Source organism: Sphingorhabdus sp. (assembly GCF_050921905.1).
GTDB lineage: Bacteria > Pseudomonadota > Alphaproteobacteria > Sphingomonadales > Sphingomonadaceae > Sphingorhabdus_B.
Window position 1 is genome coordinate 1,407,427 of the sequence record NZ_CP050888.1, and the last position, 15,664, is coordinate 1,423,090.

Sequence of the window (15,664 nt, forward strand, 5' to 3'; positions counted from 1 at the left end):
TAACAGCCAAAGCATGAACTGCAAGCAACGACGATGTTTGCCCGATTGCATTTGTCACATACGACGGGCAAAGGCGGGTCGTGCAGAAAATCTCCGCCCTGCTTCATCGTTTTCCGCGCTGGGCCGTTATCGGCGCTGGTGCATTGTCGGCTTATGGATTTGCGCCATGGGGGCTTTGGCCGTTAACGCTCGCGTGCTTTGCGTTGCTGATCCACCTGATCGCGCATGCCCAAAATACAAAGCGCGCTTTCATTCTTGGCTGGCTGTTCGGGGTCGGGCATTTCACCTTTGGCAATCAATGGATAGCGGTCGCATTCACCTTTCAGGCGGCGATGCCGATCTGGCTTGGCTATATCGCCGTGGTCGCGCTGGCGCTGTATCTGGCAGTTTATCCGGCCTTGGCGGCGGCGGGGGCCGTTTGGATACGTCACCTTGCGACGAAAATCCTTCGTCATTCCCGCGAAGGCGGGAATCCAACGCCTGAGCCGCCGATTGAACCTGATGGTCAGGCGTTAGGCTCCCGCCTGCGCGGGAGTGACGATGTGCGAAACGGCCCTGATTTCCTCCCGCTCATCTTGGCCTTTGCTGGCCTGTGGATCTTCACCGAATGGCTGCGCAGTTGGGTGTTTACAGGCTATATCTGGAACCCGCTCGCGGTCGGATTTGTTTCGCACTGGTTTGATCTTTGGCTTCCGACAATCGGGACCTACGGCGTTGGGGGGCTGATGATCTTGGCCAGCGGTGCGATGGCGCTGCTCGGCAGTCGACGTTGGACAAACGGATTTGTTTTGGCGGCGATTGTCGGCGTGGCCATTTTGTCGTCGGTCAAAATTTATGTGACGGAGCCTTCGCTCAGCGAGCGAGCCGCCGTCACCGTCGTCCAACCCAATATCTCGCAAGCCGACAAATATGCGCCCGGCTATGACGCGCTGAATTTCGCCAAGCTGGCGATGAACAGCCGCCCGTTGCCGGACCAAGCGCCGCGCCTGATCCTTTGGCCAGAGGCGGCAATTCCGGATTATCTGGAGGACGGATATCCCTATCCCTATTATCAGGGGCAGGCTGGCGAAAGTGCCGCCGGTGCGCGCGCGCGGCTCACCACGCTGATGGCCGATGGTGATGTGTTGGTGACGGGTGCAAATCGGCTTGTTTTTGAAAAGGGCCAATTGGTTGCCGCGCGTAACAGCGTTTCCGCCATGGACGCCTTTGGCCGTATTCTGGGCCATTATGACAAGGCACATCTGGTGCCTTATGGTGAATATCTGCCGATGCCCTGGCTGCTTAGGCCACTTGGCCTCGCGCGATTGGTGCCGGGCGATCTTGATTTCTGGCCTGGCCCGGGCGCGCAGACAATCACCGTGACCGTTGACGGCAAGCCGGTGAAAATTGGCATGCAGGTCTGTTATGAGATTATTTTTTCCGGCCAGACGGTTGATCGCAAGAACCGGCCCGATTTCATCTTCAACCCGTCCAACGACGCTTGGTTCGGCAATATCGGCCCGCCGCAGCATCTGGCGCAGGCACGGTTGCGCGCGATTGAGGAAGGCCTGCCCGTCATCCGCGCAACGCCCACAGGGATCAGCGCCATCATCGACGCCAATGGCCAGATCGTGCAAAGCCTGCCCTTGGGCACCGATGGCCGCATCGATGCCGTGATACCCCGCGCCAAAGCACCAACCCTGTTCGCGCGATTTGGCAATGTCGTTCCGCTGGCTTTTGCTGGGCTGTTAATCCTTGCGGCGTTGTTACCGCTTGCCCGCCGTCGCGGTTAAGGCTAAGGGCGCGTCACGATATAAAGAATTCTTTATACGCAGACACAGCAATAGACTGGAAAAACCATGCGCTCAAATTACCTTTTTACTTCCGAATCCGTGTCCGAAGGACATCCTGACAAGGTTGCGGACCAGATTTCCGACGCCATTGTCGATCTGTTTTTATCCAAAGACCCCGAAGCGCGCATCGCATGCGAAACATTGACCACGACTCAGTTGGTTGTGCTCGCGGGCGAAATTCGCTGCAAGGGCGTTTATGAAAATGGCCAATGGGCCGAGGGTGCCCAAGAAGAAATCGAGGCCACCGTCCGCCGCACCGTTAAGGAAATCGGTTACGCGCAAGACGGCTTCCACTGGGAAACTTTGCGCTTCGAAAATAACCTGCATGGCCAGTCTGCGCACATCGCGCAGGGCGTAGATGCCACGGGCAACAAGGACGAAGGCGCCGGCGACCAAGGCATTATGTTTGGCTATGCGTCCACCGAAACGCCCGACCTGATGCCAGCGACGCTGGATTACAGCCACAAGATCCTTGAGCGCATGGCCGCAGACCGTCATTCGGGTGCTGCGTCTTTCCTTGAGCCCGATGCCAAAAGCCAGGTTACCTTGCGCTACAACAATGAAGGCAAGCCAGAGGCCGCAACCGCTATCGTCGTGTCCACGCAGCACGCGACGGGATATGACCAAGGCGAGAAAGAAGCCGATCTGCACAATTATGTGAAGGGCGTTATTGCCGACCTGCTTCCCGCCAGCTTGCTGACCGAAACCGAATATCACATCAACCCGACCGGCAGCTTCGAAATCGGCGGCCCCGACGGCGATGCGGGCCTGACTGGCCGTAAAATCATTGTCGACACCTATGGCGGCGCAGCCCCGCATGGTGGCGGCGCGTTTTCGGGTAAGGACCCGACGAAGGTCGACCGTTCTGCCGCCTATATCACGCGCTATTTGGCCAAGAATATCGTTGCTGCTGGCCTTGCGACACGCTGCACCATTCAGCTCGCTTATGCCATTGGCGTATCCAAGCCTTTGTCGCTTTATGTCGACACGCATCGTACCGGCACGGTCGGCGATGACCAGATTGAAGCCGCCATCATGGCCATCGAAAAACTGGGTGGCCTCACCCCGCGCGCTATCCGCACGCATCTTGGCCTGAACAAGCCGATTTACCGCAAGACCGCCGCTTATGGCCATTTCGGCCGCAAGCCCGAAGGCGACTTCTTCCCATGGGAGCGCACGGACTTGGTCGCAGATTTGAAAGCTGCTTTAGGGTAAGGACCACTTACGTAATTAAACTTGCAGGGTGGCGGCCGAAAGTTTAGCCGCCACCCGCATGACTGCGAACAAAATCGGTGACCCAACGACGCTGAACCGCCTATATGGCCGTTCAAAGGGCAAGAAGCTGCGTTCGGAGCAGATTGACTTGGTCGGCAATCTGCTGCCGCAGATTTCGGTTCCGGACGAAGGCGCGCTGGGCAGCAAGCAATTGTTCGGCGACGGTCGCGCGATGCATTTCGAAATTGGTTTTGGCGGCGGGGAGCATTTGGCGTTTCGCGCCGACCTGCTGCCCGATCATGGCTTTATTGGTTGCGAGCCGTTTTTGAACGGCGTTGCGCAAGCGCTGTCGCATATCCGCGAAGGTGGCTTGCACAATGTGCGGCTGCACATGGGCGATGCGCTGGACATGCTGCGCCGTGTGCCCGACGGGTCATTGTCCTTCGTCTATCTGCTGCATCCCGACCCTTGGCCAAAGGCGCGGCACATAAAGCGCCGGATGATGAATGACGGACCCGTTGATTTGATTGCGGCAAAACTAAAACCCGGCGGAGAATTCCGCTTTGGCACCGATCACCCCGTCTATGTCCGCCACGCGCTAATGATTATGCAGCGCCACCGGCAGCAATTTGACTGGTTGTGCAACAACGCATCCGATTTCCAGAACCGCCCCGGTGGCTGGCCCGAAACCCGCTATGAGGCAAAGGCACGCCGCCTTGGGCATGAAGTCTGGTACTTCCGCTATCGGCGCAAAGAGGCCTAAATGGATTAACACCCGCGACCACAGATAATCATTCGACGAACTTGGCGCAGCGTTCGACGAGCAACGATGCACGTGGTGCAAGCCGCGAAAAATGCGGTATGGAAGGATATGGAAAGAGCTACCTCCCCGCATCCGCTGATTGGCCACCAGATGGCATTGCTAACCATAACTGGCTTTTGGGCCTTTTATGCGCTGATCTTGACACTGCGCGCCGCATTGCTCGACTTTCCTGCGCAAGCTATCTTGTTCGAACGTCGTTTGATGGTGGCGTTGGTCGGTGTGCTTGTGACCTGGATACTCTACATCGGTTTGCGCATGGCCGACCGCCGCTCCCTTGGCTTTCGGGTCGGCTGGACCTTTGTTGGGGCCATTCCGTGCGCCGTGATATTGGCATCTGCCAATTTCTATATCTTTTACCTGTATGACCCCGTCAGCCTGTTTAAAGACCCAAGCATTGGCCGCACGGTTGAGGATTTGAAAGAAAAACTGGGCCTGTCATTTTGGCAAGACATTGCCGATATTTCGGTTACGCATTATTTTTTCCTGATCGCTTGGGGCGCGCTTTACGTCGCCATTGGCTACGCACGTGAAGTGCGCGAGGCCGAGCGAAAAACGTCCCGCTTTGCCCAAGCGGCCCAAGATGCCGAGCTGCGTTCCTTGCGCTATCAGGTCAATCCGCATTTCCTGTTCAATACGCTGAATTCGCTTTCCAGCCTCGTCATGATCGGAAAGCCCAAAGAGGCCGAAGCAATGATCCAGAATCTGTCCAATTTTTATCGGACAAGCCTGTCGTCCGACCCGCTGGAGGATGTCACCCTTGCAGAAGAAGTCGAGCTGCAACGGCTATATCTCGAAATTGAAAGCGTGCGTTATCCCAAAAGGCTGCGCGTCAAAATCGACATTCCCGATGCATTGATGGGGCAGCATGTCCCGGCATTAATCCTGCAACCTTTGGTTGAAAACGCGATTAAATATGGTGTCTCGCGCACTACCCGTCCGGTAGAATTGACCATCAGCGCGAAGAGTGAGGGCGATGTTCTTATCCTCAGCGTCTTGGATGATGGCGAAGCCGTCGATCCAGACCATGTTGGCGGAAGCGGCATTGGCTTGGCCAATGTCCGCGACCGATTGGAAGCACGTTATAAGTCGGCGGCGCGCCTTGATACGCAAGCGATTCGTGGCGGGGGCTTTGTCGCCATGCTGACTTTACCCCTGAACCGGAGGATCGCCCCATGAAACGGCTGCGAACGTTGATTGTCGATGATGAGCCACTGGCCATTGAGCGCCTGCAAATATTGAGCGCTGATCATCCCATGATCGAAATTATAGGCACGGCAAATGACGGCGTAGAAGCACTGCGCATTGCCCAAACATTGACGCCAGACCTGATTTTTCTGGATATCGGCATGCCCAAAATGGACGGCATCAACGCCGCCCGCGCCTTGGGGTTGATGCCCAAAAAACCCGCAATCATCCTGATCACGGCGTATGATAATTTCGCGATTGAAGCGTTTGACCTCGACGTGGTGGACTATGTGCTGAAACCTGTGTCGAGCGAACGTCTTGGCCGTGCGATCCTGCGCGCAACTGGCGCGCCGAAGGCCAAGACGCATGTGCCCGAGCTTTCGGCAAAAACCAATGGTCGTTACGCGCATGAATTTTGGGTGTCCCACCGCGCGGAGCTTATTCGCGTCGCTGTCGCGGATATTGAACGGGTTGAGGCCGAACGGGACTATATGCGGCTGCATACCAATGGCCGCAGCTATTTGCTGCACCAGACGATTTCTGCGCTGGAACAAAGATTGGACCCCGAACGGTTTCAGCGCATTCACCGCAGCCATATTGTGCGCCGTGATCTCATCACGGGACTGCGGCATGAAGGTGGCGGGGTCTGGCATGCTCTGCTGGGCGAAGAACACAGTATGCGCATCGGGCGAAAATATCTGGCCGATGTCAAACGCCTTGCTGGCAAATAAAAAACTCCGGCAGAGGTCTGCCGGAGTTTTATGGACCTGTGGTAATCAGCCGGAAGTGACGCTTGCTGTGCTATCGAGAGAAAGGCCGCGCTTTTCCATATAAGCGGCAACAACCCGTTCGCTTGCCAAGTCGGCCTTAAGATAGGCCGCTTTTTCGCAATTGCGTTGGCTTTGGTTCTCCAAGATGGAGGTCCTGCGCGGGCTGCCGCATACCTGCAGAACGGCTTGCCGAATGCGCGTTTGCAGAAGCGCGCGGCCTTCCGCGGACGAAAGATCAAGATCGGCGTGACGGATATCCTGCGTCTTTATACTGGCCATGACAGGCGTGGTTGTCATCGCAGCGCAGGCAAGGGTCAACGATAATATCATGTGTTTGGGGGATGCCATATATATACCTTTCAAATTGGCTGCGGCGTTAGGCCGCCAGCCAAAGGGGGAGAGGGTTGCAGGCGGACAAACATCCCAAGCTGGTGAGCATGAAATGCGCCCCGCCTACGGACACACAGATAAACCTGCTGCGTTACCCGTGCATGACAGTTTCGATAAAGCGCAAAGACAATCGGTGATTCGACCAAAGTCACGACCAATGCACCAAATTGATCGACCAACGACTACATTCGCCATTTTGACGCCGCGAAGGTGGATTTAAGTGGTCCTGACCCTAAATCAGGCCAGCCAGCGGGCTGGAGGGGTCCGCATACATTCGCCGTCCCATTCGGCCCGCCAGATAGGCCATGCGGCCCGATTCGACCGCCAATTTCATCGCCATGGCCATGGCGATAGGATTCTTGGCTTCGGCAATCGCGGTGTTCATCAACACGCCGTCGCAGCCCAGTTCCATCGCCACGGCAGCATCGGATGCGGTTCCGACACCCGCATCGACCAGAACCGGAACCTTCGCGCCTTCGACAATCAAGCGAATGGTCACGCGGTTTTGAATACCAAGCCCCGAACCAATGGGCGCGCCAAGCGGCATCACGGCCACTGCGCCTGCGTCTTCCAATTGTTTGGCGGCGATCGGATCATCGACGCAATAAACCATCGGCAAGAAACCTTCCTTGGCCAAAACCTCGGTCGCCTTTAACGTTTCGCGCATATCGGGATATAATGTCTTGGCCTCGCCCAGCACCTCAAGCTTAACCAGATCCCAGCCGCCCGCCTCACGCGCCAGCCGCAAGGTGCGTATCGCATCATCGGCGGTGAAACATCCGGCGGTATTGGGCAAATAAGTGTATTTTTTGGGATCGATATAATCGGTCAACATCGGTGCCTTGGGGTCCGACACGTTGACACGCCGCACGGCCACAGTAATAATCTCCGCGCCCGATGCCACAAGCGCGGCGGCGTTTTGTTCAAAATCCTTATATTTGCCGGTGCCCACAATCAGCCGCGAATGAAAATTGCGTCCCGCCACTGTCCAGCTATCGTTCGGGGCAATGTCCTGCCCGCCGCCGACAAAATGGACGATCTCCAACCTATCGCCATCGACCAGCACAACATCTTCCAACGTTGATCGGGAGACGATCTCCAGATTGCGTTCAACAGCTACCTTGGCCGGATCAAGGCCAATGTCGCGGACAAGATCGGCAACGGTGGCGTGGATGCGAAAACGGCGCAGCTCGCCATTGAGCGTCAGGGCAATACTATCGGAGGACAGATTAGAGGTCATTTCATCTCGCAATTTTTAATTACTGGCATATAATGACGAGCGAGCTGTGTGCGCAACCGCTGCTTTGACATTATCTGGGGAATATACTTTGGCTGACCAGCCGGTAATCTTTGTTCTGAATGGACCAAATCTCAATTTGCTTGGCACAAGAGAGCCCGAAATTTACGGCACAGATACGCTGGATGATATCGCCGGCCATTTGGACGACCGTGCCCGTGCCGCAGGGGCCGTCATTGATTTTCGGCAGTCCAGCCATGAAGGCCATTTGATCGATTGGCTGCATGAAGCGCAAGCCGTCGGCGCAAAGGCGGTGCTGTTGAACGCTGCTGGCTATACGCACACGTCCATCGCGATCTTGGACGCGATCAAGGCGATTACTGTCCCGGTATTTGAGGTGCATTTATCCGACCCGCATCAGCGGGAAAATTTTCGGCATTTGAGCTATGTTGGCATGGCCGCCAAAGCGGTATTTGCCGGACATGGCGCAAAGTCGTATGAACTGGCGCTGGACGTAGCGTTACAACTTTGACATTAGGCGCTCCAAAGCAAATTCAGGGGCGCAAGGAGTTTTACATGGCGGCAAAGACAGGAACTACTGGCAGCATGCAAGTCGATACGGACCTCGTCCGCGAACTGGCGGCGATGCTGAACGACACGGGACTGAGTGAAATTGAGGTTGAGGACGGCGAACGCAAAATTCGCGTATCCCGCACAATGACCGCCGTTTCAGCGCCGATGATGGCAGCGCCCGTCGCGCCACCCGCAGCAGCACCCGCAGCAGCCGCGCCAAGCGCACCTGCGATATCCGCCAACGCCATGAAATCGCCTATGGTCGGCACAGCCTATCTGACCCCTGAACCCGATGCGGCACCCTTTGTCAGCGTGGGTCAGCAAGTGAAGGCCGGCGATACCGTCCTGATCATCGAAGCGATGAAGGTCATGAACCCGATTGTCGCCGCCACGTCGGGCACAGTCACCGAAATCTTGGTCGAAAGCGGCCAGCCGGTTGAATTTGACCAGCCCCTGTTGGTGATTGCATAAACATGGCCATTGAAAAAATCCTTATCGCCAACCGTGGCGAAATTGCGCTGCGCATTCACCGTGCGGCGCATGAAATGGGGATCAAGACGGTTGCCGTCCATTCAACCGCTGATGCCGACGCCATGCATGTGCGGCTGGCGGATGAGGCAATTTGCATCGGGCCGCCATCGGCGACCGACAGCTACCTGAACATTCCAGCGATTATTTCTGCCGCCGAAATCAGCCATGCCGATGCGATCCATCCTGGCTATGGCTTTTTGTCGGAAAATGCACAATTTGCCGAAATCGTCGAAAGCCACGGCATCAAATGGATTGGACCCAAGCCCGAACATATCCGCACGATGGGCGACAAGGTGGAGGCGAAGCGGACCGCAGGCGCATTAGGTTTGCCGCTTGTCCCCGGCTCCGACGGCGCGATTGACGATGTCGGCGAAGCCAAGGCCATAGCGCGTGAGATTGGCTATCCGGTCATCATCAAGGCGGCGTCTGGCGGCGGCGGGCGCGGCATGAAGGTCGTGAACAGCGAAGAAGAGCTGGAGACCCAGATGCAGCAAGCAGGGTCCGAAGCGAAAGCCGCTTTTGGCGATGCGACGGTCTATCTTGAAAAATATCTGGGCAACCCGCGCCATATCGAATTCCAGATTTTCGGTGATGGCAATGGCCATGCTGTCCATTTGGGGGAGCGCGATTGTTCCTTGCAGCGGCGTCACCAAAAAGTTTTGGAAGAAGCGCCTTCGCCCGTGCTTGCCACCGCAGAGCGTGATCGTATGGGCAATATCTGCGCCAAGGCGATGGCCGATATGGGCTATCGCGGGGCGGGCACCATCGAATTTTTGTGGGAAAATGGTGAATTCTATTTCATCGAAATGAACACGCGGTTGCAGGTTGAACATCCTGTCACCGAAATGATCACGGGCATTGATCTGGTGCGCGAACAAATCCGCGTGGCCGAAGGCAAGCCGCTTTCGTTTAGCCAAGAGGATGTGACCTTCACGGGCCACGCCGTCGAATGCCGGATCAATGCCGAAGACCCGCGCACGTTCATGCCGTCACCGGGCACGGTCACCTGGTACCACCCGCCGGGCGGCCTGTATGTCCGCGTCGATAGCGGCCTATATCATGGCTATAAGGTCCCGCCTTATTATGACAGCATGATTGCCAAGCTGATTGTCTATGGTCAAACGCGTGAAGGATGTCTGATGCGCTTGCGCCGTGCGCTGGGCGAATTTGTGATTGAAGGCATGAAAACCACCATTCCGTTGCATCAGCGCCTGTTGGAAGAACCTGATTTCCAGAACGGCAATTACACCATCAAATGGCTTGAAGAATGGCTGGCGAAGGACGCGGAATAAGTCTTTCGCGCCGTGCGGTCGCGTTTGGGTTGGCGGCCCTGCCGCTTGTCGGCTGCGCGCCCGTAGGGCCCGACCGTGATGTACAGTTCATTCCTGCGAACAAGGCCGCCGCGCTCAAGCCCGATGACCCCAAGCGCCTATTGGAATTGGTGAAGCTTGATCCGGCAATCAGGCTCGACATGCGTTATGCGACGTCAAACAATTTTACCGGCCGGGTGTTGTATGATGAGGCACGGGCATTTTTGGCGGCTCCGGCGGCACAAGCGGTCGCACGCGCCAGCAAAATGGCGCAGTCCGATGGCTTTGGCCTGACAATTTATGATGCGTATCGCCCTTGGCGTATTACCAAAAAGCTGTGGGACGCAACGCCGGTTGGCCCGAAAAAGGAATATGTCGCCAACCCCAAACGCGGGTCAAAGCATAATCGTGGCTGCGCGGTCGATCTGACCTTGTATGATCTCCAAACCGGCCAGCTTGTCGAAATGCCCAGCGAGTTCGATGATTTTTCGGAAAAAGCGCACCGTGATTATATGGGCGCGTCTGCGGCGGCCATTGCCAATCGTGCGCGCTTGGCAAGCTATTTGGAGGCCGAAGGATTTGTTGGCCTATCCAACGAATGGTGGCATTTTGATTTTACCGGGTGGGAGCAGTTCCCAGTCATGGATATTCCGTTCAACAAAATCCGCTGACCCCGCCGTTCATGAAAACGCCTCCTTTCATGAACGTGAACACACAGTTCAGCTTCGCTTCAGCAGAATCGATGCAGACCGTGCCACACGCAGACGCATGGTGCCTCTGCCATGGGGACCTGCCATGAAAAAATACATTCTGATGACTTTGGTGACCGCGTCGGCGCTTTCGTCCATTGCGGCGCATGCCGCCCCGGGCGCACCGGTTCGCGCCGATATGATGGTGGATGACTATACGGATTTTCAGCGCGAAGAGCGGCGTGCCGAACGGCAAGAGGCACGTCCCAACCGGACGCCGGAACAACGCGCAGAACGCCGCGCCGAGCAGCCGCAAAACCGGACCGAACGTCCACCTATCGTTCAGATTGCGCCACCACCCCCACTGGTGGATCGCCGCGAGCGCGCCGCCGATGCTATCCGCACCGAACGCCGCGAAGCGCGCCAAGACGGTCGTTATTATGATCGCAACCGCGATGGTGAACTTGACCGCCGCTGGGACCGCAATCGCGACGGCAATCTGGACCGAAATTGGGATCGCAACCGCGATGGCCGACTGGACCGCCGCCTTGACCGCAATGATGATGAACGCATTGACCGTCGCTATGACCGGAACCGCGATGGCCGGTTGGACCGGACACAGGATGGACGCTGGACCAAGTATTGGCGCAATGACAACCGCTATAACTGGCGCGGCTATCGTGAACAAAACAGAAATTATTACCGTCCCGGGCGCTATTTCGCACCGTACCGTGGCCGCAATTATAGCCGCATTTCCGTCGGCTTTTCGTTAGGTTCGGGCTATTATGGGTCGCGTTATTGGATCAACGATCCGTGGCGGTACCGCCTGCCCGCCGCTTATGGCAGCTACCGCTGGGTGCGTTATTATGACGATGTCCTTTTGGTGGACCTGCGCAATGGCCGTGTCGTTGATGTCATTCGCGACTTTTTCTGGTAAGCACGCAAAAGCTAAAAGGCCCGGACTTCACCGTCCGGGCTTTTTTGCTTGTAACCTTGGCCCAAGCTGACCAATCTCCCGCACATAAAATGGGAGAGGTTTTGATGTTACGTTATCTATTACTTGCAAGCGCGGCTTTGTCGTTCGCAGCGCCAGCGTCCGCTGCGACGCAAGCCATCATCGTTGGCAACCTCATCCCCGATGCTGCGACCGGCCCCACCGGGCCAGCCGTTATCTTGGTCGAAGACGGGCGGATTAAAGACATTGCCAAGGGCACAAACAATCCGTTTCAGGCGGACAGCGTCGTTGACCTGTCGACCATGACTTTGGTCCCCGGCCTCATTGACCTCCATGTCCATTTAACCGGCGACCCTGGCGATGATTATCGTGACGAGGCGGTGAACCCCGATGAATGGGGCGTTGTCATGGGTGTCAAAAACGCAGGCTTGACGGTCAAGGCTGGCTTTACGACCGTGCGTGAGGCTGGCTCTGCGCAAAATACCGCATTTGTACTGCGGCGCGGCACGGCGGAAGGCCGCATCATTGGCCCGCGCATTATCGCAGCAGGGCCCGCTTTGTCGATCATCGGCGGGCATGGCGATGTGTCCGGGTTCCGCAACGACGTCATTGCGACATTGGAAACGGGCTACACCTGCACAGGGCCAATCGAATGCGCTGAAAAAGTGCGTAAATCGTCGCGCGCTGGCGCGGACGTTATCAAGATAACTGCGACGGGTGGCGTCTTGTCGCAACAGGGCCGCGGACTGGAGGCGCATTTCACCAGCGACGAAATGCTTGCCATCACCAACACCGCCCATTCGCTTGGGCTAAAAGTCATGGCGCACGCCCATGGTGCGCGCGGTATTGAAGCTGCATCGGCGGCAGGCATTGATTCCATCGAACATGGCACATTTGCCGATGAGGCGGCGTTGAAGGTCATGAAGGCCAAGGGCACAGCTTTGGTTCCGACGTTGATGGCGCTGGAGGGTGTGCGCGCCCGTCTGGGCAAGGGCATTTACACCCCAACGGTTGAGGTTAAGGCAAAGCAAGCTGTTGAGGCCGCTGGCCGTCATGTCCGGCGCGCAAAGGCCATGGGCGTTACCGTTGCCTTTGGCACCGACGCGGGCGTATTTGAACATGGCAGCAATGGCGGCGAATTTGCCTTATTGGTGAATGCAGGGATGACCCCGACCGAAGCTCTTGCCAGCGCCACCACGATAGCTGCCAAAACGCTTGGGCTTGAAAATGAAATCGGCCGGATTGCGGTTGGCTATTCCGCCGATCTGGTTGCGGTGAATGAAAATCCGCTCAATAACATCCGCACTCTCGAAAAGGCCGAATGGGTCATGGTAAGAGGACGTATCGTTCCGTGATTCGGTGAACTTATGCAAACAGATACGCAAGCCAAAGAGTTTGACCCCAATAATGATCCCGCCAAGCTGGCGCGGATCGGCGCGCATGTCACCAAAAGGTTGAACGCCAATCCGCTTGTCCAAAAGGTCGAGCATGAAGACGCGCAATTATATGTCTATCAAGGGTTTTTGAGCGCCAAAGACTGCAAGACATTGATTGCAAAAATTGATGCCGATGCCGTTCCCTCCACCTTGTACAAAGGCACCGATCAACAGGGCTTCCGCACCAGTTACAGTTGCCATCTGAACCGGTGGGACGCATTCATCGCCAAAGTCGAAGCACGCATGAGCGACGTTCTAGGCATCGACAATAATTATGCCGAAACCATGCAGGGGCAGCGGTACCAGATTGGCCAAGAATTCAAAGCGCATCACGATTTTTTTCACCCAAGCCAAAGCTATTGGGAGCAGGAAGGCCCGGGAGGCGGGCAGCGCAGTTGGACCGCCATGATATTCTTGAACGAACCCAAAGAGGGCGGCGCAACCGAATTCCCGCATCTTGGCCTTGGCGTGCGTCCGCAGGCCGGAATGATGCTGATGTGGAACAATGCAAAGCCGGACGGGACGCTCAACTATAAAACATTGCATACCGGCACGCCGGTCATTCGCGGGGTGAAGCATATCATCACCAAATGGTATCGGCAAAATGACTGGCTGGAGATTACGACCGCAAAGATGTCTTAAAAGGCATCGCACTTCGCTTGCGACCCGCGCATTGTCGTTTGTCGAAATCATCTTGTGCTTGGCCGACATGCCGCGGACAGTAAGAGCCAATCCCATATCATAAAATTTTGAGGCATTTGACATAAATTCGGAGAGTTTTCCATGAGAATAAGACCACAGTTCCTTTTGCTGAGCTGCGCTGCCTTGCTGTCGCCTTTCGCCGCGCAGGCGCAGGTGCAGACCGCCGCGACCGAAACTGCCGCGACCGAAAGTCAGAAGCTGTCGACATTATTCGCCGCCGATGATGAGGCAAGCCTGCAACGTAACCCGCTAAGCGCCATGTTCCGGGGCGACATGCGTTATGCCGACCGTTTTGGCGATTTCATCTCCGATGCCTATTTCGCCAATGAACGCAAAGCCGCCGAAGCCAATTTGGAGGCCCTGAAAAGCATCGACCGTGACCGGCTAAACGCGACAGACAAAATTGCCTATGACGTGTTCAAACAAAACCAGACCGATGCGCTCAAGGGCTTGTCCAAAGAGGTTATGGACCTGACCGTCGTCCGTCCACTCAATCACTTTTCTGGTTTTCACACCTTCTATCCGACCTTTGCCAGCGGACAGGGCGCTGCGCCGTTCAAGACGGTTCAGGATTATGACAACAACCTGAAACGGCATAAAGAATTTATCATACTGATAGATCGGTCGATTGACCGTTTCCGTCAGGGCATGGCGACGGGCGTGTTCGAAACGAAGATGACGATCACGAACGTCATCGATCAATTGAATACGCAGCTTGCGCAAAAAACCGAAGAATCGCCTTATTATGGTCCGATCCTGAAATTCCCCGAAGGTTTCAGCGATGCCGACAAGGCGCGGCTCACGTCCGAATATCGCGACATCGTCGAAAACGGCCTCTACCCCGCCAATGCCCGCCTGCGCGATTTCCTACGCGACAGCTATTTGCCCTTGGCGCGCGAACAGGTCGGCCTTTCGGCGATGAAGGGTGGCGAAGGCCTGTATCAATATATGATCGAGCAGACGACGACCTTGCCGTTGAAGGCCGACGACATCCACAATCTCGGCCTGTCCGAAGTGGCGCGAATCACATCGGGGATGGAGGCGATCCGCAAGGAGGTCGGGTTCAAAGGCACGTTGCCGGAATTTTTTGACCATTTGCGTTCGGATCCCAAGTTCAAACTTGCCAGCCGCGATGCCTTGACTCAAGGCTATTATGACATTGGCAAAAAGGTTGATGCCAAGATTTCGACGCAGTTCAAATATCTTCCCAAGGCCCCGCTTGAAATCAAACCTTATGAAGAATTCCGCGAAAAATATGAAGCCGGCGGCAGTTATCAGCCCGGAACGCCCGACGGTTCGCGCGCCGGGACATTTTATTTCAACGCTTATGACCTGCCAAGCCGCACGACCCCCGGCATGACCACGCTCTATCTGCACGAAGGTGCGCCGGGGCACCATTTCCAGATCAGCATCGCGCAGGAAAATGAAAAATTGCCTGCCTTCATGCGCTTTGGCGGTAACACCGCTTATGTGGAGGGCTGGGCGCTATATGCCGAAACCTTGGGCTATGACATGGGCCTGTACAAGGACCCGTATCAACGCTTCGGCACATTGTCGGACGAAATGCTCCGCGCCATGCGTCTTGTGGTTGATACTGGCCTGCACAGCAAGGGTTGGACGCGCCAACAAGCCATCGACTATATGCTCGCCAACAGCGACATGGGCAAAACCGATGCAACCGCAGAGGTGGAACGCTATATCGCCATTCCAACACAAGCCTTGGCGTATAAAATCGGGGCGCTCACGATCATGCGCCTAAGGGACAAGGCCAAGACGCAATTGGGCAAAAAATTCGACGTGCGCGAATTCCATAATCAGGTTTTGAACACCGGCGCGTTGCCGCTGACTGTTCTGGAAAAGAAAATCGACGATTGGATATCAGGGTCGAAATAAACGGATGCGCTTCCCGGCGAGAATGCTTGCCGGAAAGCCAAGGCTAGGACTTGTTAAATCCACCTTCAATGGAGGATTTAACTGGTCCTGACCCTAGATAGGTGACTTGCACAAAGCGCATTC

At 56.2% G+C, this 15,664-nt stretch carries 15 protein-coding genes; 13 read left to right on the forward strand and 2 right to left on the reverse strand.

Features of this window, described 5'->3' with window-relative positions; genetic code table 11:
• The first annotated feature begins 80 nt into the window (after positions 1–80).
• The 5 genes from lnt to HEQ18_RS06705 all read left to right on the forward strand — a co-directional run bounded on the left by lnt (position 81) and on the right by HEQ18_RS06705 (position 5,786).
• Complete coding sequence (gene lnt / locus HEQ18_RS06685) at positions 81–1,772, forward strand: apolipoprotein N-acyltransferase (RefSeq protein ID WP_432814121.1); 1,692 nt, start codon at positions 81–83, stop codon at positions 1,770–1,772.
• Between the two features lie 66 nt (positions 1,773–1,838).
• Entirely contained in the window at positions 1,839–3,047 is a 1,209-nt protein-coding gene (gene metK, locus HEQ18_RS06690) for a methionine adenosyltransferase (RefSeq protein WP_432814122.1), read from the forward strand.
• A 58-nt stretch (positions 3,048–3,105) separates the two neighbouring features.
• Positions 3,106–3,810 carry a tRNA (guanine(46)-N(7))-methyltransferase TrmB gene (trmB, locus tag HEQ18_RS06695; protein WP_432814123.1) on the forward strand — a complete coding sequence of 235 codons (705 nt, stop codon included), beginning with the start codon at positions 3,106–3,108 and terminating at the stop codon, positions 3,808–3,810.
• 108 nt (positions 3,811–3,918) lie between these two features.
• On the forward strand, positions 3,919–5,046 hold the full coding sequence (locus tag HEQ18_RS06700; RefSeq protein WP_432814124.1) for a sensor histidine kinase: 1,128 nt from the start codon (positions 3,919–3,921) through the stop codon (positions 5,044–5,046).
• Entirely contained in the window at positions 5,043–5,786 is a 744-nt protein-coding gene (locus tag HEQ18_RS06705) for a LytR/AlgR family response regulator transcription factor (protein ID WP_432814125.1), read from the forward strand. The genes HEQ18_RS06700 and HEQ18_RS06705 overlap by 4 nt, the downstream gene beginning before the upstream one ends.
• Positions 5,787–5,831: 45 nt before the next feature.
• Here the strand turns inward: HEQ18_RS06705 and HEQ18_RS06710 are convergent, their stop codons facing one another.
• Together HEQ18_RS06710 and thiS are read right to left on the reverse strand one after the other, a co-directional pair.
• The gene (locus HEQ18_RS06710; protein WP_432814126.1) at positions 5,832–6,173 is read right to left on the reverse strand and encodes a UrcA family protein; all 342 of its coding nucleotides are present in this window, start codon (positions 6,171–6,173) and stop codon (positions 5,832–5,834) included.
• 274 nt (positions 6,174–6,447) lie between these two features.
• Positions 6,448–7,455, reverse strand: coding sequence for a sulfur carrier protein ThiS (gene thiS / locus HEQ18_RS06715; RefSeq protein ID WP_432814127.1), 1,008 nt, complete (start codon positions 7,453–7,455; stop codon positions 6,448–6,450).
• Between the two features lie 88 nt (positions 7,456–7,543).
• On the opposite strand from thiS, the gene HEQ18_RS06720 reads away from it, so the two are divergent.
• The 8 genes from HEQ18_RS06720 to HEQ18_RS06755 all read left to right on the forward strand — a co-directional run bounded on the left by HEQ18_RS06720 (position 7,544) and on the right by HEQ18_RS06755 (position 15,541).
• Complete coding sequence (locus HEQ18_RS06720; RefSeq protein WP_397606491.1) at positions 7,544–7,984, forward strand: type II 3-dehydroquinate dehydratase; 441 nt, start codon at positions 7,544–7,546, stop codon at positions 7,982–7,984.
• 44 nt (positions 7,985–8,028) lie between these two features.
• A complete protein-coding gene (gene accB / locus HEQ18_RS06725; RefSeq protein WP_432814128.1) occupies positions 8,029–8,496 on the forward strand; it encodes an acetyl-CoA carboxylase biotin carboxyl carrier protein in 468 nt (155 codons plus the stop codon).
• Between the two features lie 2 nt (positions 8,497–8,498).
• On the forward strand, positions 8,499–9,848 hold the full coding sequence (gene accC / locus HEQ18_RS06730; RefSeq protein ID WP_397606493.1) for an acetyl-CoA carboxylase biotin carboxylase subunit: 1,350 nt from the start codon (positions 8,499–8,501) through the stop codon (positions 9,846–9,848).
• Positions 9,824–10,537, forward strand: a complete 714-nt coding sequence (locus HEQ18_RS06735; protein WP_432814129.1) for a M15 family metallopeptidase — start codon at positions 9,824–9,826, stop codon at positions 10,535–10,537. Before accC ends, HEQ18_RS06735 begins: the two co-directional genes overlap by 25 nt.
• Before the next feature lie 124 nt (positions 10,538–10,661).
• The gene (locus tag HEQ18_RS06740; RefSeq protein WP_432814130.1) at positions 10,662–11,492 is read left to right on the forward strand and encodes an RcnB family protein; all 831 of its coding nucleotides are present in this window, start codon (positions 10,662–10,664) and stop codon (positions 11,490–11,492) included.
• Between the two features lie 104 nt (positions 11,493–11,596).
• Complete coding sequence (locus tag HEQ18_RS06745; protein ID WP_432814131.1) at positions 11,597–12,865, forward strand: amidohydrolase family protein; 1,269 nt, start codon at positions 11,597–11,599, stop codon at positions 12,863–12,865.
• Positions 12,866–12,877: 12 nt separating this feature from the next.
• On the forward strand, positions 12,878–13,588 hold the full coding sequence (locus HEQ18_RS06750; protein WP_397580507.1) for a prolyl hydroxylase family protein: 711 nt from the start codon (positions 12,878–12,880) through the stop codon (positions 13,586–13,588).
• 141 nt (positions 13,589–13,729) lie between these two features.
• Positions 13,730–15,541, forward strand: coding sequence for a DUF885 domain-containing protein (locus tag HEQ18_RS06755; RefSeq protein ID WP_432814132.1), 1,812 nt, complete (start codon positions 13,730–13,732; stop codon positions 15,539–15,541).
• Positions 15,542–15,664 lie beyond the last annotated feature (123 nt).

Bases quoted from the DNA above. Each gene is read 5' to 3' on its own strand.
- metK (WP_432814122.1), top strand. From the start codon at position 1,839: ATGCGCTCAAATTACCTTTTTACTTCCGAATCCGTGTCCGAAGGACAT.
- trmB (WP_432814123.1), top strand. From the start codon at position 3,106: ATGACTGCGAACAAAATCGGTGACCCAACGACGCTGAACCGCCTATAT.
- HEQ18_RS06700 (WP_432814124.1), top strand. From the start codon at position 3,919: ATGGAAAGAGCTACCTCCCCGCATCCGCTGATTGGCCACCAGATGGCA.
- HEQ18_RS06705 (WP_432814125.1), top strand. From the start codon at position 5,043: ATGAAACGGCTGCGAACGTTGATTGTCGATGATGAGCCACTGGCCATT.
- HEQ18_RS06710 (WP_432814126.1), bottom strand. From the start codon at position 6,173: ATGGCATCCCCCAAACACATGATATTATCGTTGACCCTTGCCTGCGCT.
- thiS (WP_432814127.1), bottom strand. From the start codon at position 7,455: ATGACCTCTAATCTGTCCTCCGATAGTATTGCCCTGACGCTCAATGGC.
- accB (WP_432814128.1), top strand. From the start codon at position 8,029: ATGGCGGCAAAGACAGGAACTACTGGCAGCATGCAAGTCGATACGGAC.
- accC (WP_397606493.1), top strand. From the start codon at position 8,499: ATGGCCATTGAAAAAATCCTTATCGCCAACCGTGGCGAAATTGCGCTG.
- HEQ18_RS06735 (WP_432814129.1), top strand. From the start codon at position 9,824: ATGGCTGGCGAAGGACGCGGAATAAGTCTTTCGCGCCGTGCGGTCGCG.
- HEQ18_RS06740 (WP_432814130.1), top strand. From the start codon at position 10,662: ATGAAAAAATACATTCTGATGACTTTGGTGACCGCGTCGGCGCTTTCG.
- HEQ18_RS06745 (WP_432814131.1), top strand. From the start codon at position 11,597: ATGTTACGTTATCTATTACTTGCAAGCGCGGCTTTGTCGTTCGCAGCG.
- HEQ18_RS06750 (WP_397580507.1), top strand. From the start codon at position 12,878: ATGCAAACAGATACGCAAGCCAAAGAGTTTGACCCCAATAATGATCCC.
- HEQ18_RS06755 (WP_432814132.1), top strand. From the start codon at position 13,730: ATGAGAATAAGACCACAGTTCCTTTTGCTGAGCTGCGCTGCCTTGCTG.